The sequence below is a fragment of the Bremerella cremea genome, assembly GCF_003335505.1.
In the GTDB taxonomy this organism is placed as follows: domain Bacteria; phylum Planctomycetota; class Planctomycetia; order Pirellulales; family Pirellulaceae; genus Bremerella; species Bremerella cremea_A.
Window position 1 is genome coordinate 479,365 of the sequence record NZ_QPEX01000011.1, and the last position, 22,197, is coordinate 501,561.

The following is a 22,197-nucleotide window of genomic DNA, read 5'->3' on the forward strand; positions in this document are numbered from 1 at the left end:
ACTAATGTACCAGATTTTCCTGCGGCTCTCACGTCTATTTCGGCTACTAGGGTATACGAGTTTACGAAATTGACGTGCTGGCGCTTACGAGAGTTCCGACCTCAGGGTGGTAGGTTCGATGAATACCGGACCGTCAAATGGGGTAGGAAACACGGCGACTTTCAGACGCATCCGCACTAATTTATCGACCCAACGATCTTTGAAACTCGATAGTTTGATCGACTTTGGGGAGTGTTGTCCCCACTTATCCTTGGCGCAGAGGCGGGCATGCTGCTCATCGGGCCAAACGACCAGTCCTTTCTTGCCGTCGCCATCGGCCTCTTCCGCCCAGCCGTCGACATACAAGCCCCAAAGCTCTTGGCTCTCTTTAACTTTGCGAATAAATAATTGCACGCGGTCTGGTCCACTCAAATCGACCGCACTCGTGAATTTCCCTGTGGACATACTTACCTCTCTCTTCGTTTGCTGTTCCGTGTTGCTAATCAGACATTAGTTGCTGAGACGTGATTGGTCTGCAGATAAGCTGGCTCTCGATTAGCAAGACCAGTCTGGTATATCGGCTTCCGAGCCATAAATCCAGGTGTAGTGTGTAGTATCATTCACCAATGGCCCGTTCGTGCCTGTTGGCAATGGGCGGCTCCAAGGGGTGGAATGTGCAATTTGCATCTTAGCCGATGTACTTCGAGGTTTCACTACCTTTAGGTTGTTTCTTCCTAGCTTTTGGTATGGTTGTTATAGACCGAGTGAGAGGCGGCTTGAGGGGACAAGGTGAAGATTGGGGTCTTGCCTATTTTGCCTAAGTTTAAGCGGTGCTGATTCGCGTTTCTAGAGAAGATTAAGTCTGCTGCTTGAGGCGGAAGCGATGTTTTTACAGTGAATACCTATTTTGCGCGATCAGAATTAGCCAGGGCCAACCCCTCTCTGGGCACCCCTAAAGGTAGCGAGAGTGGGCATTTATTAACCACTGATATGCTGTGGCCTCATTATGCCCTTTGGCAAAACTTGTTTTAACAAAAATTTAGGTACTAGGCCCCCATTAAAGGGTGTCCGAATGGGGAAAAAAGAATAGACTCAAGAGGATTAAATGAACCTTGGGGCGTGACCAGGGCACCAGATTTTCCATCCTCTAACCCCCGCTCTTTAGCAATATGTGCCTATTGGCAATTCAATACCGAAGCGTTCCGGAGGCCCCAATTCTTGTGGCGGCCAACCGGGAAGAATTTTACGATCGCCCAACCTCGGCACCCTCGATTCAATCGGGGAAACCGCGAGCATTGTGTGGCATTGATCAGCAAGCCGGGGGAACCTGGCTGGGCGTCAATCAGCACGGTCTTGTTGTCGGGTGTTGCAATCGTCGCAAAATGAAGCGACCGCCTGTTCCTCGCTCGCGAGGCATGCTGTGTCGCGAACTGCTCCGAGCCAGCTCGGCCCAGGCCGCCGTCGAAGTGGCCATGGAAGGGCTGATGTCCGAGCAGTATGACGGGGTCAATTTCATCATGGCCGATGCCGACAGCGGTTGGGTTGTGCATGGTGGGGATGACGTCAACGCTCAGCGTTTGGAAGATGGTTTGAACCTGATCGGTGGTATGGATCTGAACGACCAGCGTGATGAACGCGTTCAGTTGGCGCATCGGTTGATGACGCTGCAAACGCTCGATTCGGCCGTCAAGTTCCTGGCCGTTTCCAGCAAGGTGTTCGCTCGTCCGCCAGCTGCTCAGGGCCGCCCTGGCATGGTGATTGAAGGCAAGGAATGGGGCACGGTCAGCTCGACGCTGATCTCGCTGGGCAAAAAGCCACGCGACGCTATCTTCCAATACGCCGACGGCGCCCCGACCAAGGTTGGCTACGAAGATTACTCGCCGCTGTTGCGAGATATCCTTAGCCGTGGTCTTCGCGAAGCCCGCGCCACGCGAGCCGAAGCCTAGGTTCTAGACGGACCTCGGATCGATAAACTTAGAAGAGCATCTCACGATTGGGTGAGGTGCTCTTTTTTTTATTGCCCATCTATTTGATTACCGACGATGAACTCGAATCACTGGCAGCCGACCGCTTCGCTCGAACAACTCAAACACCGTAGTCAAATCACCCATGTGATTCGCCAGTTTTTCCTTGTCCGTGATTTCTGGGAGGTCGAAACGCCGCTACTCTCCCGAGATACGGTTGTCGATACACATCTCGATCCGGTGCCGGTTACGCTGGCCTGGGATCCGGCTAAGCCATGCTCGGGGGAGACGTATTATCTGCAAACGTCCCCGGAGTTCGCCATGAAGCGGCTCGTTGCCGCCGGAGCGGAAGCGATCTTTCAGGTTGCCAAGGCATTTCGTTTGGCTGAGGAGGGAGTCCAGCATAACGTAGAGTTTACGCTGGTCGAGTGGTACCGAATTGGCGACGATTTAGAGGCCGGTATGCAGCTTCTTTCCGACCTGGCGGAAGCGGTCTTAAATCGTGGACCTGCCGAACGTTGCACTTATCAGGGCTTGTTTCAGCAGCATTTAGGAATCGATCCTTTAGCGGCAACGCTGGCCGATTTGCAACTGGTGGCCCAGCAGCGGCAGATCGATGTGCCAGCTTCGTTTGGCGAAGAGGATCGCGACGGGCTACTCGAGATCTTGCTTTCTGAAGCGATCCAGCCGCAGCTAGGGAAAGAGCGGCCTCTGATTCTTTATCATTACCCTGCATCCCAGGCCGCATTGGCTCGGCTCGATGCAGAAGATCCCCGGGTGGCGTGCCGATTTGAGCTGTTTGTGGACGGAATGGAACTGGCCAACGGCTACGACGAGTTGCAAGACGCCGCCGTACTGGCCGCCAGGAACGAGGCCAACAATCAGGCCCGCGCCCGACTGGGCAAGCCGACCCTGCCCAGTGATAGCCAACTATTGCAGGCCATGCAAAGCGGGCTGCCAGCTTGCAGTGGCTGTGCGTTGGGATTAGATCGGCTCGTGATGGTCGCTTTGCGTGCCCGTTCGATTAGAGAAGTGATTCCGTTTCCCATTCGGCAGGCTTGAAACGGCTGATAAAAAGGAGTGTTCGTTCCATGAACCGTGAGGGAGTGATTCTGTCTATTGGATAGATAGTTTACTTGTCATCCAGACAGCCACTTCGGTGACTTAGCAGCTTGTTAAAGCAAATCGCATGTGTCAGTTCAACACAGCCACGATGTCCCCTGATGGGAATGAAGATCTCGTTCAAATCCTAGCTAGACAGGCACTTTTAAAGTGGGAGCCGATGGGCAATGCGTTTGTTGTCAGGCAATTGGAGCCGGGCGAGAAGTATTTTTTTACGACGTGGGGAATGTGTGATTGTGGATCAGAAGTTGGCAGTTCCCAGCGTGAAACGCCACCAACTGATGAGCTAGGCGATCTGAGCCGCGACCTGAAAAAGTTTCGCCAGAGTGGCTGGAGCGAAACGAAGATAGAGCGTTGGTTGGCACAGAAGAGACAGGATCGTGTCCGTAAGAAAGCGGAGTGGAAGACGCGTCATCAAACGATCGGAGAGGAGCTTGATCGTTGGATCGAATTCATGCGGTCTGTGATTGAGCAAGATGCAGCCAGATGGATTGGCGTGATGCATCACTTTTACAATCACGAGATCGAGTCGGCAAAGATCACCTTCACTCGGCAATGGGTTTCGCTCGATCTGATCTCGCCAAAGAGGCTGCAGACGCTTAAGCCGGACGTACTGCTGACCATTGCTAAGAAGGTGTGAGTGGACCGCGCATAAAAAGAGCGAACCGGAAATATGGTTCGCTCTTGAGGTCGCTTTTCTTTGAACTTTGCTAGTCGACCAGAACGTGGCTGACGGCTTCCCAGCGGCCCGAGCGTTCGCTGCGGAAGATGGCGTCGATCACTTCCATGTTGGCGACTGCGTCGGCAATGGGCGTAGGGACTTCGGTGTCGTTTAGGATTGCTTGCGACATCAGATCGCCTTGGCAGGTGTATTGATCGGCAGTCGGGATTTCGATCTCGGTGACCTCTTCTCCTTTTTGATGCCACAAGATGCACGGGCGATCTGGGGGAGCGTTGAAGGGGATTTGTAGTTCGACGCGCCCTTCGGTGCCATGAATATGAACGCTTTGATAAGGGGCCAGTTTCGTGCCGCAGGTGAACGTGGTGATTAGCCCACCGAAGTCGATCATGCAGGATGCAACCACGTCGGTTTTGAATTCAGGATCGCGCGTGATCGAGGCCATCACTTTTTCAGGCTCCCCTTCCAGAATGAAGCGGGAAACAGAAATCGGATAGCAGCCAATATCCATGATGCCGCCACCGCCCCATTCGGCATTGTTGCGGATGTCGCTCGGGTTGTTGTTGAAGTACGAGAAGAAGCTTTGAATGGTGACTGGTGTGCCGATTCCCCCTTCGCGGACGATCTCGCGAGCTTTGAGCCATTGTGGATGGTGACGATACATGAACGCCTCCATCACCTTGATTTCTGGGTGGCTATCGGCGATCTCTTGCAGGCGACGGGCTTCTTCCACGTTCAAGCCGACGGGCTTTTCGCACAGCACGTGTTTGCCAGCTTGAATGGCCTTGACTGCCCACGGGACATGCATGTGATTGGGCAGGGGAATGTAAACGGCGTCGATTTCAGGATCTTCCAACAGGGCTTCGTACGAACCGTACGCTTTGGGCATGCCCAGTTTGTCGGCGGCCGCTTGGGCGTTTTCGAGTGACCGTGACGCAATGCCCACCATGTCGCAGTAGGCACTCTTCTGCATGCCAGGGATGACCTTCACGGTGCCGATTTTCGCGGTGCTCAGTACACCCCAACGAACTTTACTCATCGGGACTAATCCTATCGTGTTCTTTGCATTGAGTATGAGGAAGAGAAGAAATCTGGCAGGTGTTGCTAGGGATATCTACATGGGAAATCAAAGTAGCTTTCCTGGGTACAAGAACTCCAGGAGATGAACTTTTCCCCCTGCGGAATTGTTGTTGCAGACGTCCATAGTGTAACGCCACCGTGCCCGATTCATGGCGTGGATGGTGAAATTTTGCAATAAAAAAGGTCGAAAACTGCGGCAATACTCACTTTTACTGAGTTATTTATTTGGCTTATTGAGTTTTGTTCCAATAGATTTTTACATTGTGGGTTTGTCGTCCGACTGCCACGATATCGGCCTGGCCATCGTTGTTTAAGTCGCCCACGGCCAGGTCTTCGATGGCGACTGCCCCGGGATCGACGATCGTTCGAGTGAACTTCGAGCCATCGGCGGCGATCGGGTCAAAAATCCGCAAGCCGCGACGGGTGCTCTCGCTTTCGTCGTCACGTACGCCGATTACCAACTCTTCGTCCGCGTCGTCGTCGAGATTGGCACACCAAACGGCATGGCCCCACCGCAACTGATCGTCGAGGACGTGCCGTTGCCATAGGCTACGTAACGGCTGGTCTTTGTCTTTCGTGTAGACAACCACTTTATTGCCATGCCAGGGTTCGATCGTGGCAATATATTTCTCTCCGCTGGCGAGTTTGCCGACCTTGATCTCGCTGGCCCCACGGCTGGGTTGCGACTTCTGGTCGCCGGTTCCCAGTTGCGTTTTTTGCCAAGTCCCGTCTGGCTGACGCTCGTGTAGGTGAACGCCTTCATAGCTGGCCGAAAGGATATCGGTTTGGCCGTTGCCGGTGAAATCGAGCGGCAGGAAGTTGTGCATAACCGGTAAGCTGTTATCGATCAGGTGAACCGGCCACGCTTCTGTTTCTGGTTTCTCGGGGATTTCCAAGGCAATCAGGCGAACGCCCGCTTCACGATCAGGTTGGCCGAAAAGTGGTGCGACGATTAGCTCCGGCTTATCATCCCCTAAGATGTTGGCAAAACGGATGCGATGCGTGGTTGGTTCGATACGAATGGGGTAGACGGCCCAGCGGTCGTTTTGGCCACCAGCGGAAGTGATCCACTGGATCGTGCCCCGTGGTGTCTGGCCGCCACCCCAACCAGCGGCCAAGGCAAAGTCGATCTGGCCATCGCCGTTGATGTCGTGCGGGGCGAAGGCGACGTTGTCGGCACTGGTTTGTCCCTCTCCCACGATCTCATGCTCGGTCCAGGTTGGGTTTTCCAGCCACAAGACACGCTTTTGGTCGACAATACAGATGTCGAGCTTGTCGTCGCCGTTCATATCGAGCAAGCGAACGGCATAGCCGACCCCTAGGTTCGTTTCGAGTTGTTCCCCTTCAAACTTCAACTCGTCGGCGAAAAGCTGGGAAGTGAAGAGGGAAACCAATAGCAGGAGGGCATAGCGCATGATGGGGACCTTCGTATTGGGCTGGATTAGGCGAGTAGTTTTTCCACCCGTTGTACCAACTGCAGGGTGAGGCCCCAAGGATCGCGGAGGAAGCAAACCAAATCGCCATTCGGTTGGGTGTTGATCGGACCTTCGGCTTGGGCGCCAGCTTCGATCAAGCGGGCTCGGTCTTGCTCTATGGTATCGCTGACGAAAGCCAGATGGAAATGCGCTGGCGGAACGTTGGCCTGATTGGGGACATCGAATTGATCGTTGTAATAGATTTCGATCAACATCTGGCCGCCGTCATCAGCGAGAAAGTGGGCGTAGGGAGCCTCTTTGCTGCCACGCTGAATCGTCATGCCTAGATGCACGACGTACCAACGGGCCATCGCAATTGGGTCGGCAACTTGAAGGGCAAAGTGTTCGATCTTCATCGCTAGGAATTTCCAGAGAAAAGCCTGAAGTAACTAAAAAAACGCCGCCGCCCAGGCCAGGCAGCGGCGTTTGGAATTTCAGCAAACATCGAAGCGAATTAACGACGAGCCACTTCGTGCTTCAGCGGCAGCCAGGCACCATCTTGGCTGCTGCTGGCGACGCACTGTTGGATGAAGTACATTCCTTCGACCCCGTCGTGGATGTTGGGGTAGATGGTGTCTTTCTTCTCGAAGTCTTTGCCGGTGGCTCGCAGTGCCATCGCATCGAACGCGGCGCGGTAGACGTTGGCGAAGGCTTCAAAGAACCCTTCTGGATGTCCGGAAGGAATGCGACAAGCGGCCGCGCCCGAGGCGTTCATGAACGGGGCGTTGGGATCGCGAGTATAGATCTTATGCGGCTCGCCGTTTTGACGAATGATCATCTCATTCGGGTTCTCTTGACGCCAAGTGAGGGCGGCCTTGGTGCCGTCGATTTCGATTGCTAAGTCGTTCTCACGGCCATGGCTGATTTGCGAAGCGGTGAGCGTACACAACGCGCCGTTTTCGTAGCGGATGACGGTCGTACCGTAATCGTCCAGCTTGCGTCCTTCGACAAACGTTGTCAGGTGAGCGCTCACTTTGTCTGGGAGCAAGCCGGTCATGTAGCGGCCTAAGTTGTAGGCGTGCGTGCCGATGTCGCCGTAGGCCCCAGCGGCGCCGCTCTTGGCTGGGTCGCTGCGCCAGGCGGCTTGCTTCTGGTCGGTGTCTTCCAGTTTGGTTCGCAGCCAACCTTGGATGTATTGCACGCGGATTGCGTTGATTTCGCCCAACTCTCCCCTAAGGATCATTTCGCGAGCCATGCGAATCAGCGGGTAGCCGGTGTAATTGTGCGAAACGGCGAACACGGCGCCCGACTTCTGCACCACTTCGTACAGCTCTTCCGCTTCGGCCAGGGTCAGCGTCATTGGCTTGTCGCAAATCACGTTGAAGCCAGCTTCCAGGGCCGCTTTGGCCACGGGGAAGTGCATGTGATTAGGAGTCGCTACCGAAACGAAGTCGATACGCTTGTCTTCCGGCAGGGCCAGCTCTTTCTCGATCAGCTCTTGATAACTGGTGTAGGCACGATCTTCGGGGATGTCGTAATCGGGGGCGGAAGCCTTGGCCCGCTCTGGGTTCGAGCTGAGAGCACCGGCGACCAATTCTGCTCGGTTGTCGAGCACAGCAGCGGTGGCATGGACGCGACCGATAAACGCGCCGGAACCGCCGCCAACCAAAGCCATTCGTAGTTTACGATTCAAGTCACCGTTGGTAGCCATGGGGGCAATGCTCCTCGCTTATGAGAACAGATCTAGCTTATGGGGTAAGTGCAATCGAGAAAGCTAGTTTTAGCACACCCAAGGTGCCCTGTCATTCGGTCACCCTCTCCCAGTGATTCTCAAATGTCCAGCGGACTTCCGGGCGGTGGAGAACGATTAGCCCCCAAATTGGCAAGGGAAAGACCACGCACCAAGTGAGATTAAAGATGGGGATCATCGCCATGATGAACCCTAGGCGAGCGAGATTAAAGTTTCTGGTTGTTCGGGCATTATTTAGGAAAACAATGGTTGCCACGTGGGCGAAGCTCATGGCCAACTCGCCGGCGAGTTTAAGGATTGTTTCCAGGTCTTGGCTCATACCGAAGGTCATTTTTAAGAGGTTGGCCAAGACTCCTAAAAAAATCAGGGCGGTCATCAACCCACAGATGACCATCAGACCTCCGGCGATAGTGGCAACAGTACGGCAAGAGCGCGCGGCGCTGACGTGGTCTATGTTGTCTAGTTCGTCGAATGATTGGTCGTTAGAAGCAACTGCTTCGCTTGAGTAAAGAGGTTCCTTGTGATCGGCGAAGGGATTGTTAGAGGGCGTTGAGTTGGGGGCAGGGTTGGCGCCGGGAGGGGAGTAGTGATTGGCCGCCGCTGTCTCGGTTGAGGTGCTAGGTGAATAGTCCGGTTCCCACCGCGACTCATATTTCCCTGCAATCCCCAGTGGATCTTCGCTTTCCTCTAATTCCGTAGGCTTATTGTCTTTGAAGCCTGGCTGACTGGGGGATTGAAACGGCACCAGCAAGATCGAGAAACAATCGGGGCAGCGCGTAAGTTTGCCTTCTGATCCATCCGGAACACGAATAGATCGCCGACAGGTTTCGCAGCGAAAGCTGAGCGGCATGGTGAGAGGCTTTCTGTTGAATGGGGGATGGCTAGGAAGTGCGGAAGGCGGCGCTGACCGAGGGGCTGCTGAGGACGACGATTCCCCAAATACAAAACGCGATCGCCGGGATACAACCGCAGCCAGCCGTACAGGGGATCATCCCCATAATAAACCCCGCCAGGACAAAACCATAATTGCGAACCGCAATTGCCCGAGTCATCGCGGCAATAATCACCAGGGAAAAGAGAATGATTAGCGGGTTAATGCCGTAAAGACCAATTAAAAACCAGACCTGTTCTTCCTCGTTGTCAATCTTGTTGGCCTCTAGCCAGCCTTGCAGATCGAGGGAAGCCAAGATCAGATTCAACGCGTGAAGCATCACGCCCAGACCGATGGCAACAATCACGCAGATCGCTGGCGGCATCAGCTTGTTACGTGCTGCCTCGCGCGAAAGGTGACTCGGGTATAGGTTCGGGGAAGAATAGGGATTGTTCGCCGGGGCGCCGAATGGATCGGGCTGGTCGGCATAAGGATTGGCGCTGACGGGGGAAGGCGAGGGTTCGTCGGCCAATGGAGCGACAATTGCCGTGGGAATACTTTGGATTTCCTGACAACTGGGGCATTGGGTCTTTTTGCCTTCCGTGCCATCAGGAACGCGAATGGGAGTTTGGCAGCGGCTGCAACGAAAGCTAATCGGCATGAGCTTCGGGCTTATCGAATCAAAGGGAAGGGGGGCTTGGGACTATGACGTGAACTGTCTTTGAACGCTGGCGTCCGACAAAACCATCATACCCCACACACTGATCGGGATCGTCAAAATGCAAAGAAGCGAGCACGGTAGCAGCGCGATAATGAACCCGGCCCAGGCCAGGCCGAAGTTCTTCAAGTCGCGGGCCTGAAACGCACCGTAAAGCGCCAGCCCTAGCATGGCGGTAGCAAACGCGATCACTACCGTTTGAATGCCAACCCAGATAGCCGCGTTTTCGGCATTGGGGGCCGAGAGGGTCGCGATGGTGGTGATTAGCAGGACGATCAGATTGCTGGCGATGCCTAAACCGGTCAAGATAACGCAGATCAGAGCCGGGGTTTGGATTTTTTCCAAAGCTTCGGCGCGGGCCGCGTTGGCACCTACTTGGCTTGAATAGGACGACGGAGCTTCGAAAGCGCTGCCTGCTTCTGGCGACTTGGGATCGTCAAACGAATTGCGTTCTACCGGCGGTTTCGCCTTCGAGGAAAGCGGGCCAAAGACATCGTCCAAGCTGCTGGAGGAAGATTTTGCTGGCGGCTTCTCCTCGAATTCCGATTCTTTCAAGCGGAACTCATCGTCGTGGCTAGAAGGAACCGGCTGAATCGCTTGACATTTGGGGCACTTGGTTCGCTTTCCTTCGGCGCCATCGGGAACACGAATTCGGTGCTTGCAAACAGCGCAATCGAAGTCAATCGGCATCTTGGAGTGGACTTTCTTTACGCGCGAATGTTCGTGAAAAGAGGAGTAAGCAGGATCGGTTTCCAGTCTATTCCAAATCATGGAGTCGCTCTAGCTTGGTTTGCCAGTTTTCCGCTTGTGGTGGGCAGTCGGCGCGAATCCCGATAGAGTGGAGGGTCGGTGAATGCACGCTTCCCACCTTTTGGCTGTATAAGACACGGATGGATAAACTGACCGTCAGCGATGTGCTTGGTCCTGAGGGACTTATTGCTCGTCGCTTGCAACAATACGAAGATCGCCCCGAGCAAATGGCGATGGCCGAAGCGGTTGGCCAGGCTCTAGCCAAAAATCGCCACTTGGTGGTCGAGGCCGGAACCGGTGTTGGCAAGAGCTTTGCCTATTTGGTCCCTTCGATTTTGTGGGCCTGCGGTCAGCAAGGAAACGGCGAAAAGTCGCGTCGAATCGTCATCTCGACGCACACGATTAGCTTACAAGAACAGCTATTGGCAAAAGATATTCCGTTGGTCAATGCGGCTGTTCCCTTGGAATTTACGGCCGTTTTGGCCAAGGGGCGAGGTAATTACGTGAGCTTGCGCCGGCTGGGCTCGGCGGCGCTACGCAGTGCGAGCCTATTTGCCAAGGATGAAGAAACCGAGCAGCTGCAAAAGCTAAAGCAGTGGTCGAAGGAAACAACCGATGGTTCGCTGAGCGATCTCGATTTTCGTCCGGCAGTGGGGGTATGGGACGAAATCGCCAGCGATAGTGGCAACTGCCTGGGGCGGAAGTGCCCGTCGTACGACGATTGTTTCTATTACAAAGCGCGCCGCCGGATGCAGAACGCCCAACTACTGATCGTGAATCATGCCCTGTTCTTCAGCGACCTGGCCCTCCGCCGGGGTGGTGTAAGCTTGTTGCCTTCGTACGATGCGGTCATCTTCGACGAAGCCCATACCTTGGAAGGGGTGGCTGGCGATCACCTGGGGATGTCGGTCACGTCGACGCAAATCGACTTTGCCCTGAACAAGCTGTTCAACGAGCGAACCCAAAAGGGGCTGTTGGTCCATCACGAGTGCGCCGACGCGATGAATCAGGTGGTGCATACGCGGTATCGGGCTCAGCAGTTCTTCAACGAGCTTGATAGCTGGCTGGAAGAGAACCCTGGCGGCAATGGCCGCGTGACGGTGCCTGAGTTGGTGCCGAATGTCCTTTCCCCAGCGCTGGCCAAGCTGGCTTCGATGGTCAAAGGGGAAGGAGATCGTTTTGAGGAAGAAAGTACCCGGCAAGATTTCCATAGCCTGTCTGACCGCATCTTTTTGATGGCCGACTCGATCGAGGCCTGGCGGATGCAGAAGATGGAACGGACCGTCTATTGGGTCGAAAGCAGCCAGCAGCGTGGGCCGTATCGCCGAGTGAAGCTCTTCGCCACGCCGATCGAAGTGGGACCGGTGCTGCGGGAAGAGCTCTTCCAAAAGGTGGACAGTGTGATTCTAACCAGTGCCACGCTTTCCGCTTCGCCTGATCAAGGGTTTGACTTCTTCCGCGATCGCATTGGCTTGATGCGGAACGACGCGCTGACGGTTGGTAGCCCGTTCAATTACAAGAAGAACGTAAAGCTGGTCCTGGTCAAAGGAATGCCTGATCCTGGCAATCGCCGCGACTACGATCAGGCTTTGGCCGAAATGGTGAAGCGGTACATCGAAAAAACCCAGGGGCACGCGTTTGTGCTGTTCACCAGCTACGACATGCTGCGGAACTGTGCCTCGCGGGTTTCTCGCTGGCTAACGCAAAACGGCTACACGCTGTTCAGCCAGTCCGATGGCATCCCACGCGGGCAAATGGTGCAAAAGTTCAAGCAGACGCCAGGCTCGGTCTTGTTCGGCACCGATAGCTTCTGGCAAGGGGTCGACGTCCCAGGCGATGCCCTGCAAAACGTGATCATCACCAAGCTCCCCTTCAGCGTGCCAGATCACCCGCTGCTGCAAGCTCGGCTGAATCAAATCAAAGAACGGGGCGGTCAACCGTTCTCGGAGTATCAATTACCGGAAGCAATCATCAAGCTCCGCCAAGGCTTCGGCCGCCTCATCCGCGGCCACGCCGACAAGGGAATGGTCGTGATCCTCGACCCACGAATAAGAACCAAAGGCTACGGGCGAGCCTTTCTGAAGGCGCTGCCCGAATGCCAACTGGTGGAAGACAGCTTCGCCGGAGCTGGCTCGGCTGGACCGCAGTGGGATGATTATATCTAAGCTTAGTGTTCCAGCAACTTCTTAACTTTACGTTGCAGGGTCACCTCGTCTCCCTTGTCGAAACCGTGGTGATAGTCGCGGATGACGCCTTGCCGGTCGAGGAAGAAGGTCATTGGATACGAAGTGACGGTGTACTGTTTTTGGGCGACTTCCTTCCCCATGGCGACGATTGGGTGCTCAAGCGAAAGCTGCTTGATGTTCTGGCGGATTGCTTCCGGCGACTCGTTGTAGCCGTTCACGGAAATTACCTTCACACCTTGGCCAGCGAATTGTTTTTGCAACGCGGTCAGGTGAGGAGCCTCGTGCTGGCAGGGGGCGCAGGCGATGCCAGAGAAGTTCAGCACGATGACGTTTCCTTGCGCGAACTCGTGCAGATCAACCTCTTGCTCGTCTTGGTTCTGGAGCTGAAAGTTGGGGGCCTTTTTCCCGAGGAGGTCTTCCAGGGCAATTCCCATGGTCCGTGTTTCAACGCGGCACTGTTTAAAACCAAGCTGAGCAGCGAACTGGTCGGCCGGTGAGGGGAGGGGGGCCCCGAAGGGATCGATGGGGTCCCACTTTCTGCTGCAAAACTCTTCGACGGTTTTTTGGCCATCCCGCGTGGTTTGGCAGCGTAGCAGAAGGCTTTCATGGGCCTGAGGGGCCAATTCGTCGACGATTTCTTTCAACTCGGCGACCACATTGGGCGGAAAGGCCTGAAAATCGCGCGTAATCGGTTCGTCAAGAATCACGAAGATGTCGGCCCCATAGGTCAAGCGGCGGGCAAGGGGCGAGGTCACGCGAAACGCCTCGAAGCCGTCGCCAGCCAGACGTAGGTCCGCGATGGTCTTCGCTGGTTGATTAGGCAAGGTGAAATCGGGCTTATCCGCGAAGCGAGTTCCGCCGCCTTCCAGAACGGTGCCTTTGAGGCGGAGCTTCGGCTCGAACGAGGTTTCCGCAAAACGCTTTTTCATCTGTTGTGTGAGTTTGCGAACATAGAAGTATTCGGTCACCGAAACTTTGACGTAGACGCGGGGAAATGTAAGCATCTGATCGTGGACGATTTTCCGTAAACGAGCTTGAACTTGTGCCCCCAGAACATATTCAGGCCGGACTATTTTGTCGGCAGAGATCGGATCGCCGTCGATTTCTAAGTAGATGTCCGCCTCGGTCGTTTGTAGTAACTTCTGTTGCAGCCCGGTTTCGATCGGAAAGGCAACGAACGACGGCGCGTCTTCTTCTGCGGCGAAGGCTTGGGCTGGCAAAAGCAGGATCGCGAGAAGGAGTAGGGACCGCATGGTGGGGTTTGCCTTTTCAAGAAGGGAAAATGGCGATTTCTTGGGACCAGCCTATCGTTCATTGGTGACCCAGGCAAGCAATATTCCTCATACGAACGATGCTGATCCGTACGAAGTGACGGACTGCATGTTCCGCTTCTGGTTCAGGTGGTTCCACCGTCAGAAGAGCGGGCACGGGTTGGGATCGCGAAAATAAGCAACACATAGAGATCTTTTCGATTGCCTAAGAAGAGATAAGGTTGACAACCAAAATAGAAAAAGCCGAAGCAGGTTGTGCGAACCCTGCTCCGGCTTATGTTGGTTGGCAGTTTAGAAGTCGACGATTACTTCTTCTTGCGTTCGACTAAATCGAAATCGAAGACGTTTTCCCCTGGTTCAACAACCGCGCTGAGGGTTGTTTCGCTGTTGTACTTGGGGGGCAAGATTTCCTTCTGCCAGCGAGACTCGCCGGTTTCCGGGTTTTCGATGCGGTCTTCGGTGGTGATAGCCACGCTATGTTGGCCAACCAAAGCTCCCAATTCTTGTCCCTTGAATTTCAGCGTGTACTCGCCTGATTCGTCGGTTTTGCCGTAGGAAGGACGCCCGCTTTCTGGTTGGAAGCGAACCGTGGCATGCGGCAGCGGTTTGCCTTCCAAGGTGACATGGCCTTTGACCTCACCAAATTGAAGGTCTGAATTGCCACCAAAACAACCGAGCATGGTCGCCAGGCAAACAGTGGCCAGTAGGCTAATGCGTTTCATGTGGATAGTCTCCATGAAGTAAGCGAACCGTCCGCTCTAATAATCACCCAGAATCTTGCCATCGGAGCGGTTGGACAGGTTCTGGTAGGTCGTCATGTCGATTGTTTCACTGAGGAAGTGAACGCTACCGTCGGCGAACGAGAACATCACGCCGCCAGGGTGCAAGCTGCGGAACCAGTGTCGGAATTGCCAATTGGTGTCTTCCCATTCGTTCATCGGGAAGCCTGTCGAGCCAGCGACTTCCAGCGAGCCGTAGTAGCCACTGTCGTCCATTTCAGCACTGGTGGTGCCTGCCCATAGGGTGTAGGTCTCGTTGACAAAGCCAGGGATTTTGTCGTGGCGTTCGCCGATGAGCATGGTGTTAGAGCTGCCGTCGGTGATATCGCGGAAGGAGTAACCTTTCACTCGATCGGTGAAAATACCGGAGGCATAATTCGTGGCACCTTGGTCGTAGTAATAGGCCCGTTGACCAGTTCCATTGACGGCAGGGTAGCTCGAAAGTCCCAGCTTGACGCCAGCCACGGCACGAGGAGATACCTCGCTCGCACGAGCGTCGGAGGGACAGGTGAATGCTTCCAGCGGCAGGCCGAGGATGTTCTTCCCGTTTGTGGTTCCGGCAGATGCGGTGAGGGTAAGCTTGCCAACTTGCAACGATTCATGAATGTTGCCTTGCTCGAGCATCGGCAAGATCAACGCGCTCCAAGCCCAAGCTGGAGTGGTTGTGGGATTGGGTTTTACGACCATCGGGGGAAAGCTGCCGAGGGAGTCGTGGTAGTTGTGCATTGCCAAGGCCAGCTGCTTTTGGTTATTCGAGCAGGACATGCGACGCGCTGCCTCGCGGGCTTGCTGCACCGCAGGCAATAGCAGGGCGATCAAAACGCCAATGATGGCAATAACCACCAACAGCTCGACCAGCGTAAAGGCAGACTGTTTTCGAGACGATTTCATAGGAATTAGTCCTTACTTGCAAGGATGGAAGATGGAAAGTGCGACAACACCAGAGGAGAACCAATAAGGGGGGTCTGCTTAGCGGGTCCTCGAAATAAAACTTATACATGATGCGATTCTGCGTTTTTATTGTAATGTAAACGCGGGATATCATCAGAGAAAATATCAAAAAATTGGTGGCTTTTTCTCCCGAGGCAAGGCTCGCCCCCCCGAAATCTGTGGAATTTGACAGCATAGGGAAGCGAGAGGTATAGATGTTATCGCAAATAAAAATAGATAGTTTGATAATTGTTTCCTTGGCTGACAGGGAAAGCTTGGCCGATGAATATCACAAGACTTGCGGTCAGGCTGGCTTCTTTTCTGTAAGGGGCAGTGCAGCTGCTGAGGTTAGTTGACCCTGTCGCTCGTCCGGCTTACAGTAGATTTGCCTTTCTTCGAGCCCTTTTCTGGGTTCGAGATTATCCTTGCAACTCTTTCTGAAAGCTGCGGTTAGCATCGATGTTGGCCAGCCGTGTGATACCGTGTTTGGACGTCAATCAAGGGCGTGTCGTCAAAGGAACGAACTTCGTTCAGCTGCGCGACGCCGGTGACCCCGTAGAAGTTGCTGCGCGATACGAGCAAGAAGGGGCGGACGAGCTTGTTTTTCTCGATATTACGGCCAGTCACGAACAGCGTGATATTATTCTAGATGTCGTAAGTCGAACCGCGGAGGTGGTTTTCATGCCGCTAACCGTCGGGGGTGGCATTCGGACGATGGAAGATATTCGCTCGCTACTGAATGCCGGGGCGGATAAGGTCTCGATCAATTCGGCGGCCTGTAAAGATCCCGATTTCGTCCGCCAAGCCGCCAAAAGGTTCGGCAGCCAGTGCATTGTGGTGAATATCGACCCCAAACGTGTGCAAAAAGATGGGCAGGAAGTTTGGGAAGTCCATATTCATGGAGGACGCACGCCGACGGGCCTTGAAGCGGTCAGTTGGGCGCAAAAAGTCGAAGAATTAGGCGCCGGCGAGATCGTGCTGACTAGTATGGATCGGGACGGCACAAAGGATGGCTACGATCTGGAGGTAACCCGCGCGGTCAGCGAGGCGGTATCAATCCCCGTGGTGGCCAGCGGCGGGGCAGGCAGCCCAGAGCATTTAGCCGCCGCGATCCTCGAAGGAAAGGCCGATGCGGCCCTGGCGGCCAGCATATTTCATTTTGGCCAGTACAGCATCCAAGAGACCAAGCAATTGATGCGAGACCGAGGAATTTGCGTAAGGCTTTGATTCCGAGGCCAAATCGAAGCAGAATAGAGGGCTTGCCCTTCAATCAGGAACCAAGGGAACAGAGATATGGCTGAAATCGACGAATCTATTGCCGATAAGTTTCTTAAGAAAGATGTCGAATATGAAGTCAACAAAATCTTCCGAGCCTTGGTGAAGTTGGAAGGTTCTGACTTGCATATGAAGGTCGGTCGTCCGCCGATCGTCCGCGTGCATGGTACCTTGAAGAACTTAAATCGTGGCCCGGTCGAAGCGGAAGAGATGTTGCGGCTGTTGTGGCCGCTGCTGGACGAGCGAAACGCCAGAATCTTCAAAGAGAACGGCGGGGCTGACTTTGCCCATACGGTTGATGTCGATGGAGAAACGTGGCGTTTTCGTGTGAACATGTTCACGCAGCTAGGCAACGTTGGCTTGGTCGCCCGTCGTATTAACAACTGGATTCCGAACTTCGAAGGGCTTAACCTGCCTCCGGTGATGGAGAGCTTGTGCAAATTCGACCAGGGAATGGTGCTGCTGGCTGGGGTGACGGGTTCTGGTAAAAGTACGACGATCGCGTCGATGCTGAACTGGATCAACCGGAACTACTCGAAGCACATTCTGACGCTGGAAGACCCGATAGAATTCGTCTATTCGGAAGAAAAATGCCTGATTAATCAGCGCGAGATTGGGCAGGACGTGAAGGACTTCGAGATCGCCATGGCGCATGCCGTGCGTGAAGACCCTGACATTATCCTGATTGGTGAAATGCGTGATCAGGAAACGTTCCTCACGGCGATTCACGCGGCGGAAACGGGGCACTTGGTGTTCGGAACGATCCACGCTTCTAGCTCTTCCAGCACGATTGGTCGTATTCTCGACTTGTTCCCCGAGGAAATGCATGGCGCGATTCGTAGTGCAATCGCGTTTAATATGAAGGGGATTGTCGCGCAGAAGCTTCTCAAGTCGATCAAGCCGGGTGTCGGTCGTGTGCCGACGGTCGAGATCATGACGATGAATCCCACCGTTCAGAAGTTGATTCTGGAAGGAAAAGACGCGAAGCTGCCTGACGCGATTCGTATCGGTAAAGATGACGGCATGCAAGACTTCACGATGAGCCTCAAGTCGCTGATTGACAAGGAATTGATCGACCGCGAAACGGCATTCGCAGTGGCTCCGAACGTGGAAGCTCTGAAGATGGCACTTAAAGGCATCAATGTGGCACAACCTGGGATGGTTTAATGCGAAGATTCGCTCTGTTGGTTTTTTGCCTTCTTCTGTTGGCGATCGGTTTCAATCTATTTGGTTTCGAGTCCTTGGCGTTTGCCCAAGGAGGGGATACGGCTGCGTCGAATCCTGAAAAGTACAAATGGACCACCGATGAATATGGCTACTTGAACCCTATCAAGTTGGCGGCCATGTTCCTGTTGTTCTTCCTGTGGGTGTGGACCACCGATTGGCTTGGCCAAGACTGCCCCGATCGTAAGTTGTCGGTCCCGGCATGGGTGATTCCGAACGTCCTGGTGTTCGGTTTGACGTTTTGGGTGGTTTCCGCTGCGATTCCATTTTTTCTCGGCTACATCCTAGCGGTCTTGGCGTGGGCAATCCCGCTGGGAATGTACATTAAAACCCGCAACAATCTGGTCGATCCGCACGAACGCGTCATGACGAAGGACCACCTGCGCTACGTCATGTCGAAGCTTTCTGGCGGGAAGGTCAAAGCCGAAATCAAATCGGGCTGGGAAGCTGGCCCGACGATGGAAATCCAAGCTCGCGGTGCCGACGAGACGAAAAATACCGAAAACCTATATAACGCCCGCAAGTTGCCGGACGCCTATGTATGGGTCAAGGAGTTGATCGTCGAGATGGTCCAGCGCCGAGCGACCAAGGTGATGATGGACTACACCAAAGATACCGTCGCGATGCGGTATCTGATCGATGGTGTTTGGCTGGCCGGTGAAAACCGTGATCGCGAATCAAGCGATCAGATGTTGGCGGTACTGAAACTGTTGTGCAATCTGAACCCGCAAGAACGACGTGCCCGGCAGTCAGGCGAGTTCTTCGTGAAGTACGACGGACGCAAGCTGAACTGCTCGGTAACCGCCCAAGGAACGCAAAGTGGCGAGCGGGTTATCTTCGTGGTACCGGTCGTCTCGACGAAGCTAGAGACACTTGAAGATCTGGGCATGCCGCCAGACACGATGCAGGAAGTCAAGACGCTGATGGGGCTGCCCAACGGCTTGTTTGTCTTTACCGCCAAGCCAGAAGGAGGCATGTCGACGCTCTATTACGCCGGTTTGAATTCAACCGACCGCCTGATGCGTGACTTCGCAGGGATCGAACCCAAGGGCTCGCGTGAGCCCGAGGTGATGAATATTGCCTTGCAATATTACGATGCCAGCAGCCGCAAGCCAGAAGAGATGCTGGCTGCGGTCATTCGCAACCAGCCTGATGCCGTGGTGGTTCGCCGCATTGATTCGCCAGCGATTTTCAATGTCTTGCTGGAACAAGCCAACGCCACGCGGCTGTGCTTTACCAGTGTCAACGTGAAAGATGACGCCGCAGAAGGTGTGCTGCGGCTTCTCTCGTTGAAGGTTCCTGCCGATAAATACGCCTCGGCTTTGGTGGGTGTGCTCAACATGCGATTATGTCGCCGGTTGTGCAAGAATTGCCGCGAAGAATTTCAGCCTAGCGTGCAATTGCTCAAGCGGTTGGGGCTACCGCCTGATAAGGTCGATAAGCTTTACAAGACACCAACCCCGCCAGGACCAGACGATCCGAAAAAGCCGCCGTGCGAGCATTGCGGTGGGATCGGCTACTATGGCCGCATTGGGATCTTCGAGTTGATGAAAGTCAACGACGGCATTCGCCGGTCAATTGTTAAGACACCGAAGCTGGAAGCGGTTCGCGCTGCCTCGAAAGCCGCCGGCAATCGTTCGTTGCAGGAAGAGGCAATCCGCCTCGTGGCAACCGGGGTCACGTCCATCGAGGAAATCAGCCGCGTTCTCAAAGAGTAATTCGAGACGATCCGAGTAGCTTTCCTTTTCAACTTCCATCAGGATCATCTGCCGTGGGCTTACATTTTTGGATATTCGTGGTCGGGCTTCCGGTCGTTATTTTTGCGGTGGCGTACAGCCAGTGTTTTTGGACGAACTTCCTGAACTGCTTGTTGATCATTTTGTGCAGTGCCCTGGCGTTTAACTACGCCCAGTTGCTAGCCAGTTTGCTGAACGAACAAGCTCCGGAGTGGAGCGCGTTCACCGAATTCGCGTGCATGTGGCTGGTGTTTATCATCACTTTTTTGATCTGCAAGCTGATTTGCAACCAACTTTCCAAGTTTCCCGTACGTATGGGAAGTAAGTATGACACCGCGTTCGATTGGGTCGGCTGCGGCCTGCAAACCGTTGTGTTGTACGGCTGGATTTGTTTTTCGTTGTTTGCATCTCCGGTCGGCGATGAAGGTTTCGTCAACATGATGAGAAGCGGGATTCCTTCCAGTGTCGCGCAAGCCTACGGCACGCTTGTGGTGGGTTTGCCTTCCACACAAGGCATGGGGGGCCAGCCGTTTGATGTGGGGAAGTACGCCAGTACGCGAACCCAGCGTGCTGCTGACGAAGTCAATCACGCCAAGAAGTAGATGTTGGTTCGCCTTAATTACGTTTTCCTTCTCGAACAGACGATCGTTTGAATCATGGTCGATTCCGCCCAGCAGCATACATCAGCCGGTTTTTCCGCCGAAAACGAAGACCTGATGCAATATCGCGAGATCAGCCGGTTGGCGATTAGCGGTTTAGTGTTGGGAATCCTTTCCGTCATGGCGGTCTTTACGTCCGTGCTGTGGATCGTGCCGGTCATTGCTATTGTTATCTGTTTGGTGGCCTACTATCACATTGGTCGCTCTGAACTTTTAACTGGGCAGGGGATGGCCTTAGCGGGTATGGGCTTAGCGGCAATTTGGTTGGGGCTGAGCATTACCCAAGTCCAGGTCAAGCAGTACGCTTTAGTAACCGCTTCGCGCGAGATGGCCGCCCAGTGGCTCGACTTGATACTGCAGAAGAAGTTTATGGAAGCGCATCAGATGAGCATGCACCCTTCCGCCCGACCTCCTGCCAAAACCGCGTTGCCCGCCTTCTACGCAGAAAATGAAATGCGGACCGAAGACCTACAAGGTTTTGAGTCACGCGATATTGTGAAGGCGATCGACCAATGGCAAGGAGGCCCGCTTGAGGCTACTTTCGTCCGCGATTTTGCCACCAGCGAATACGAAGGACTGCACTACGCAACCCACATCTTCCGTATTTCGGATAAGGAAAACGGTAAGCCCCTGTGGGATGTTAAAGTAACGCTCAAGCGGCAAAACGGAACCGGCGATAATGCCGGCTCGTTTGTCTGGATCGCCGATAGTATTTCTCTAGAGAAGGTTTATCACTAACGCCATTTTGGGGTTAGCTATAACGCAAACTTAAGCTGTGGCCTCGGCCACGCAGGCTTTCATCTTATCGAGCCCTTCCTGGGCGACTTCCAGGGCATCTCTCTTCCAGTATTCTGGATTGAATAGTTCAAGGGAGAAAACGCCAGCGAAACCGTTACCGATCAGTGTTTGAATCATCGGTTTCAGCGGAGCGATGCCATCCCCTGGGAACACGCGGGCACTGTCGTTAATCTTCTCGCGAGGCGGCTCGGCAGGGTAGTCGTTCATATGGAAGACTGGAATCGCGTGCCCGCTGATCGTCTGCAGGCCGCTAAAGTCGGAGCCACCTTTGTAGATGTGGTAGACATCCGGCATCATGCAGGCATCGGGATGGTTGGCCTCGACGACGACCATGGCAACTTCCCCCAGGCGAGATAGATTGGCCGAGAAGCCCCACAATTCCAGCTCTGGAACCACACCCGTTTGCTGACCGACTTCTAGCAGCGCGTGATAGCGCTGGGCGACTTCCAATAGATCGAGCTTAGGCCCGTTGGTCGCGCCTGCCGGGGGGGCTGCGATGCGGCTGCCACCGATTTGTGCCAAGAGGTCCATGTCGCGTTTGGCGTGTTCTAGCCCTTGCTTCCGTTTATCGGGATCTTCGACAATCCACTGGGCGAACCCGATCGCGCTTTCTACCTTCAGCCCGGAATCGGCGATCCTTTTTTTCAGGTCGGCCAGGCTCTTGCCTGACTTTTTATGGTCTTCAATCTTCGAGATCCACGGCTCGATCCCTTGGTAGCCTGCTTTGGCTGCGATATCGACTTCTTCTTCTATCGTTAGATTTTGGCCGCGAATTGTACTGGTATTAAAGCAATATCGAATCGTCGGCGAGGTCGGTTGGGCCGCATTCGCCGTGGGAAGCCCTTGCACTGCCAGGCCAGCCGACGTCAAAGCACCTGCTGCGGATAAAGAAAGCATTTGACGACGATCAAGAAGCATAGCCATGGGGCGAAATCCTTAGGTAGGTGTGGGACGCGAGTTGTCTATTTTGCTTGGCCGCCAAGTGGGATGCAACGGAGTGAAGGTTGCTTC

The 22,197-nt window shown here is 54.4% G+C and carries 21 protein-coding genes; 9 read left to right on the top strand and 12 right to left on the bottom strand.

Annotated elements, in window-relative coordinates:
- Positions 1 to 84 precede the first annotated feature (84 nt).
- Positions 85 to 444, bottom strand: coding sequence for a DUF2750 domain-containing protein (locus DTL42_RS09200; protein WP_114368403.1), 360 nt, complete (start codon positions 442 to 444; stop codon positions 85 to 87).
- A 704-nt stretch (positions 445 to 1,148) separates the two neighbouring features.
- Between DTL42_RS09200 and DTL42_RS09205 the strand changes: the two genes are divergently transcribed.
- The 3 genes from DTL42_RS09205 to DTL42_RS09215 all read left to right on the top strand — a co-directional run bounded on the left by DTL42_RS09205 (position 1,149) and on the right by DTL42_RS09215 (position 3,705).
- Positions 1,149 to 1,925, top strand: coding sequence for an NRDE family protein (locus tag DTL42_RS09205; RefSeq protein WP_114368404.1), 777 nt, complete (start codon positions 1,149 to 1,151; stop codon positions 1,923 to 1,925).
- 96 nt (positions 1,926 to 2,021) lie between these two features.
- Entirely contained in the window at positions 2,022 to 3,005 is a 984-nt protein-coding gene (gene epmA / locus DTL42_RS09210) for an EF-P lysine aminoacylase EpmA (RefSeq protein WP_114368405.1), read from the top strand.
- A gap of 127 nt (positions 3,006 to 3,132) precedes the next feature.
- Complete coding sequence (locus tag DTL42_RS09215) at positions 3,133 to 3,705, top strand: hypothetical protein (protein WP_114368406.1); 573 nt, start codon at positions 3,133 to 3,135, stop codon at positions 3,703 to 3,705.
- 70 nt (positions 3,706 to 3,775) lie between these two features.
- Here DTL42_RS09215 and DTL42_RS09220 read toward each other — a convergent pair whose 3' ends face one another.
- The 7 genes from DTL42_RS09220 to DTL42_RS09250 form a co-directional block, all read right to left on the bottom strand.
- A complete protein-coding gene (locus tag DTL42_RS09220) occupies positions 3,776 to 4,783 on the bottom strand; it encodes a Gfo/Idh/MocA family protein (protein ID WP_114368407.1) in 1,008 nt (335 codons plus the stop codon).
- 271 nt (positions 4,784 to 5,054) lie between these two features.
- Complete coding sequence (locus tag DTL42_RS09225; protein WP_234824140.1) at positions 5,055 to 6,239, bottom strand: FG-GAP repeat domain-containing protein; 1,185 nt, start codon at positions 6,237 to 6,239, stop codon at positions 5,055 to 5,057.
- 26 nt (positions 6,240 to 6,265) lie between these two features.
- The gene (locus DTL42_RS09230) at positions 6,266 to 6,655 is read right to left on the bottom strand and encodes a VOC family protein (RefSeq protein WP_114368408.1); all 390 of its coding nucleotides are present in this window, start codon (positions 6,653 to 6,655) and stop codon (positions 6,266 to 6,268) included.
- 98 nt (positions 6,656 to 6,753) lie between these two features.
- The gene (locus DTL42_RS09235) at positions 6,754 to 7,950 is read right to left on the bottom strand and encodes a Gfo/Idh/MocA family protein (protein ID WP_199590096.1); all 1,197 of its coding nucleotides are present in this window, start codon (positions 7,948 to 7,950) and stop codon (positions 6,754 to 6,756) included.
- A 91-nt stretch (positions 7,951 to 8,041) separates the two neighbouring features.
- On the bottom strand, positions 8,042 to 8,839 hold the full coding sequence (locus DTL42_RS09240; RefSeq protein ID WP_114368409.1) for a hypothetical protein: 798 nt from the start codon (positions 8,837 to 8,839) through the stop codon (positions 8,042 to 8,044).
- A gap of 31 nt (positions 8,840 to 8,870) precedes the next feature.
- A complete protein-coding gene (locus DTL42_RS09245; protein WP_114368410.1) occupies positions 8,871 to 9,521 on the bottom strand; it encodes a hypothetical protein in 651 nt (216 codons plus the stop codon).
- 42 nt (positions 9,522 to 9,563) lie between these two features.
- Positions 9,564 to 10,349 carry a hypothetical protein gene (locus DTL42_RS09250; RefSeq protein WP_114368411.1) on the bottom strand — a complete coding sequence of 262 codons (786 nt, stop codon included), beginning with the start codon at positions 10,347 to 10,349 and terminating at the stop codon, positions 9,564 to 9,566.
- Positions 10,350 to 10,468: 119 nt separating this feature from the next.
- Here DTL42_RS09250 and DTL42_RS09255 point away from each other — a divergent pair, with 119 nt between their 5' ends.
- The gene (locus DTL42_RS09255; protein WP_234824141.1) at positions 10,469 to 12,493 is read left to right on the top strand and encodes an ATP-dependent DNA helicase; all 2,025 of its coding nucleotides are present in this window, start codon (positions 10,469 to 10,471) and stop codon (positions 12,491 to 12,493) included.
- A gap of 2 nt (positions 12,494 to 12,495) precedes the next feature.
- Here the strand turns inward: DTL42_RS09255 and DTL42_RS09260 are convergent, their stop codons facing one another.
- From DTL42_RS09260 to DTL42_RS09275, 3 genes are all read right to left on the bottom strand, one after another.
- On the bottom strand, positions 12,496 to 13,767 hold the full coding sequence (locus DTL42_RS09260) for a TlpA family protein disulfide reductase (RefSeq protein ID WP_114368412.1): 1,272 nt from the start codon (positions 13,765 to 13,767) through the stop codon (positions 12,496 to 12,498).
- 323 nt (positions 13,768 to 14,090) lie between these two features.
- Positions 14,091 to 14,507 (bottom strand): carboxypeptidase-like regulatory domain-containing protein, encoded by a 417-nt coding sequence (locus tag DTL42_RS09270; protein WP_114368414.1) that lies wholly within the window; start codon positions 14,505 to 14,507, stop codon positions 14,091 to 14,093.
- A 36-nt stretch (positions 14,508 to 14,543) separates the two neighbouring features.
- Positions 14,544 to 15,455 carry a DUF1559 domain-containing protein gene (locus tag DTL42_RS09275; protein ID WP_114368415.1) on the bottom strand — a complete coding sequence of 304 codons (912 nt, stop codon included), beginning with the start codon at positions 15,453 to 15,455 and terminating at the stop codon, positions 14,544 to 14,546.
- A gap of 498 nt (positions 15,456 to 15,953) precedes the next feature.
- Here DTL42_RS09275 and hisF point away from each other — a divergent pair, with 498 nt between their 5' ends.
- From hisF to DTL42_RS09300, 5 genes are all read left to right on the top strand, one after another.
- A complete protein-coding gene (gene hisF, locus DTL42_RS09280; protein WP_114368416.1) occupies positions 15,954 to 16,721 on the top strand; it encodes an imidazole glycerol phosphate synthase subunit HisF in 768 nt (255 codons plus the stop codon).
- A gap of 66 nt (positions 16,722 to 16,787) precedes the next feature.
- Complete coding sequence (locus DTL42_RS09285; protein ID WP_114368417.1) at positions 16,788 to 17,936, top strand: type IV pilus twitching motility protein PilT; 1,149 nt, start codon at positions 16,788 to 16,790, stop codon at positions 17,934 to 17,936.
- Positions 17,936 to 19,711 carry an ATPase, T2SS/T4P/T4SS family gene (locus DTL42_RS09290; RefSeq protein WP_114368418.1) on the top strand — a complete coding sequence of 592 codons (1,776 nt, stop codon included), beginning with the start codon at positions 17,936 to 17,938 and terminating at the stop codon, positions 19,709 to 19,711. The genes DTL42_RS09285 and DTL42_RS09290 overlap by 1 nt, the downstream gene beginning before the upstream one ends.
- A gap of 53 nt (positions 19,712 to 19,764) precedes the next feature.
- Positions 19,765 to 20,331 carry a hypothetical protein gene (locus tag DTL42_RS09295; protein ID WP_114368419.1) on the top strand — a complete coding sequence of 189 codons (567 nt, stop codon included), beginning with the start codon at positions 19,765 to 19,767 and terminating at the stop codon, positions 20,329 to 20,331.
- Between the two features lie 54 nt (positions 20,332 to 20,385).
- Positions 20,386 to 21,126: a DUF4190 domain-containing protein gene (locus DTL42_RS09300; RefSeq protein WP_114368420.1), complete on the top strand. Its 741-nt coding sequence runs from the start codon at positions 20,386 to 20,388 to the stop codon at positions 21,124 to 21,126.
- A 30-nt stretch (positions 21,127 to 21,156) separates the two neighbouring features.
- Here the strand turns inward: DTL42_RS09300 and DTL42_RS09305 are convergent, their stop codons facing one another.
- Positions 21,157 to 22,110, bottom strand: coding sequence for a sugar phosphate isomerase/epimerase family protein (locus DTL42_RS09305; protein ID WP_114368421.1), 954 nt, complete (start codon positions 22,108 to 22,110; stop codon positions 21,157 to 21,159).
- Positions 22,111 to 22,197: the final 87 nt, after the last annotated feature.

What these genes read in the sequence shown, in the direction of transcription:
- DTL42_RS09200 (WP_114368403.1), bottom strand. Translation starts at nt 444, where the DNA reads ATGTCCACAGGGAAATTCACGAGTGCGGTCGATTTGAGTGGACCAGAC.
- DTL42_RS09205 (WP_114368404.1), top strand. Translation starts at nt 1,149, where the DNA reads ATGTGCCTATTGGCAATTCAATACCGAAGCGTTCCGGAGGCCCCAATT.
- epmA (WP_114368405.1), top strand. Translation starts at nt 2,022, where the DNA reads ATGAACTCGAATCACTGGCAGCCGACCGCTTCGCTCGAACAACTCAAA.
- DTL42_RS09215 (WP_114368406.1), top strand. Translation starts at nt 3,133, where the DNA reads ATGTGTCAGTTCAACACAGCCACGATGTCCCCTGATGGGAATGAAGAT.
- DTL42_RS09220 (WP_114368407.1), bottom strand. Translation starts at nt 4,783, where the DNA reads ATGAGTAAAGTTCGTTGGGGTGTACTGAGCACCGCGAAAATCGGCACC.
- DTL42_RS09225 (WP_234824140.1), bottom strand. Translation starts at nt 6,239, where the DNA reads ATGCGCTATGCCCTCCTGCTATTGGTTTCCCTCTTCACTTCCCAGCTT.
- DTL42_RS09230 (WP_114368408.1), bottom strand. Translation starts at nt 6,655, where the DNA reads ATGAAGATCGAACACTTTGCCCTTCAAGTTGCCGACCCAATTGCGATG.
- DTL42_RS09235 (WP_199590096.1), bottom strand. Translation starts at nt 7,950, where the DNA reads ATGGCTACCAACGGTGACTTGAATCGTAAACTACGAATGGCTTTGGTT.
- DTL42_RS09240 (WP_114368409.1), bottom strand. Translation starts at nt 8,839, where the DNA reads ATGCCGCTCAGCTTTCGCTGCGAAACCTGTCGGCGATCTATTCGTGTT.
- DTL42_RS09245 (WP_114368410.1), bottom strand. Translation starts at nt 9,521, where the DNA reads ATGCCGATTAGCTTTCGTTGCAGCCGCTGCCAAACTCCCATTCGCGTT.
- DTL42_RS09250 (WP_114368411.1), bottom strand. Translation starts at nt 10,349, where the DNA reads ATGATTTGGAATAGACTGGAAACCGATCCTGCTTACTCCTCTTTTCAC.
- DTL42_RS09255 (WP_234824141.1), top strand. Translation starts at nt 10,469, where the DNA reads ATGGATAAACTGACCGTCAGCGATGTGCTTGGTCCTGAGGGACTTATT.
- DTL42_RS09260 (WP_114368412.1), bottom strand. Translation starts at nt 13,767, where the DNA reads ATGCGGTCCCTACTCCTTCTCGCGATCCTGCTTTTGCCAGCCCAAGCC.
- DTL42_RS09270 (WP_114368414.1), bottom strand. Translation starts at nt 14,507, where the DNA reads ATGAAACGCATTAGCCTACTGGCCACTGTTTGCCTGGCGACCATGCTC.
- DTL42_RS09275 (WP_114368415.1), bottom strand. Translation starts at nt 15,455, where the DNA reads ATGAAATCGTCTCGAAAACAGTCTGCCTTTACGCTGGTCGAGCTGTTG.
- hisF (WP_114368416.1), top strand. Translation starts at nt 15,954, where the DNA reads ATGTTGGCCAGCCGTGTGATACCGTGTTTGGACGTCAATCAAGGGCGT.
- DTL42_RS09285 (WP_114368417.1), top strand. Translation starts at nt 16,788, where the DNA reads ATGGCTGAAATCGACGAATCTATTGCCGATAAGTTTCTTAAGAAAGAT.
- DTL42_RS09290 (WP_114368418.1), top strand. Translation starts at nt 17,936, where the DNA reads ATGCGAAGATTCGCTCTGTTGGTTTTTTGCCTTCTTCTGTTGGCGATC.
- DTL42_RS09300 (WP_114368420.1), top strand. Translation starts at nt 20,386, where the DNA reads ATGGTCGATTCCGCCCAGCAGCATACATCAGCCGGTTTTTCCGCCGAA.
- DTL42_RS09305 (WP_114368421.1), bottom strand. Translation starts at nt 22,110, where the DNA reads ATGGCTATGCTTCTTGATCGTCGTCAAATGCTTTCTTTATCCGCAGCA.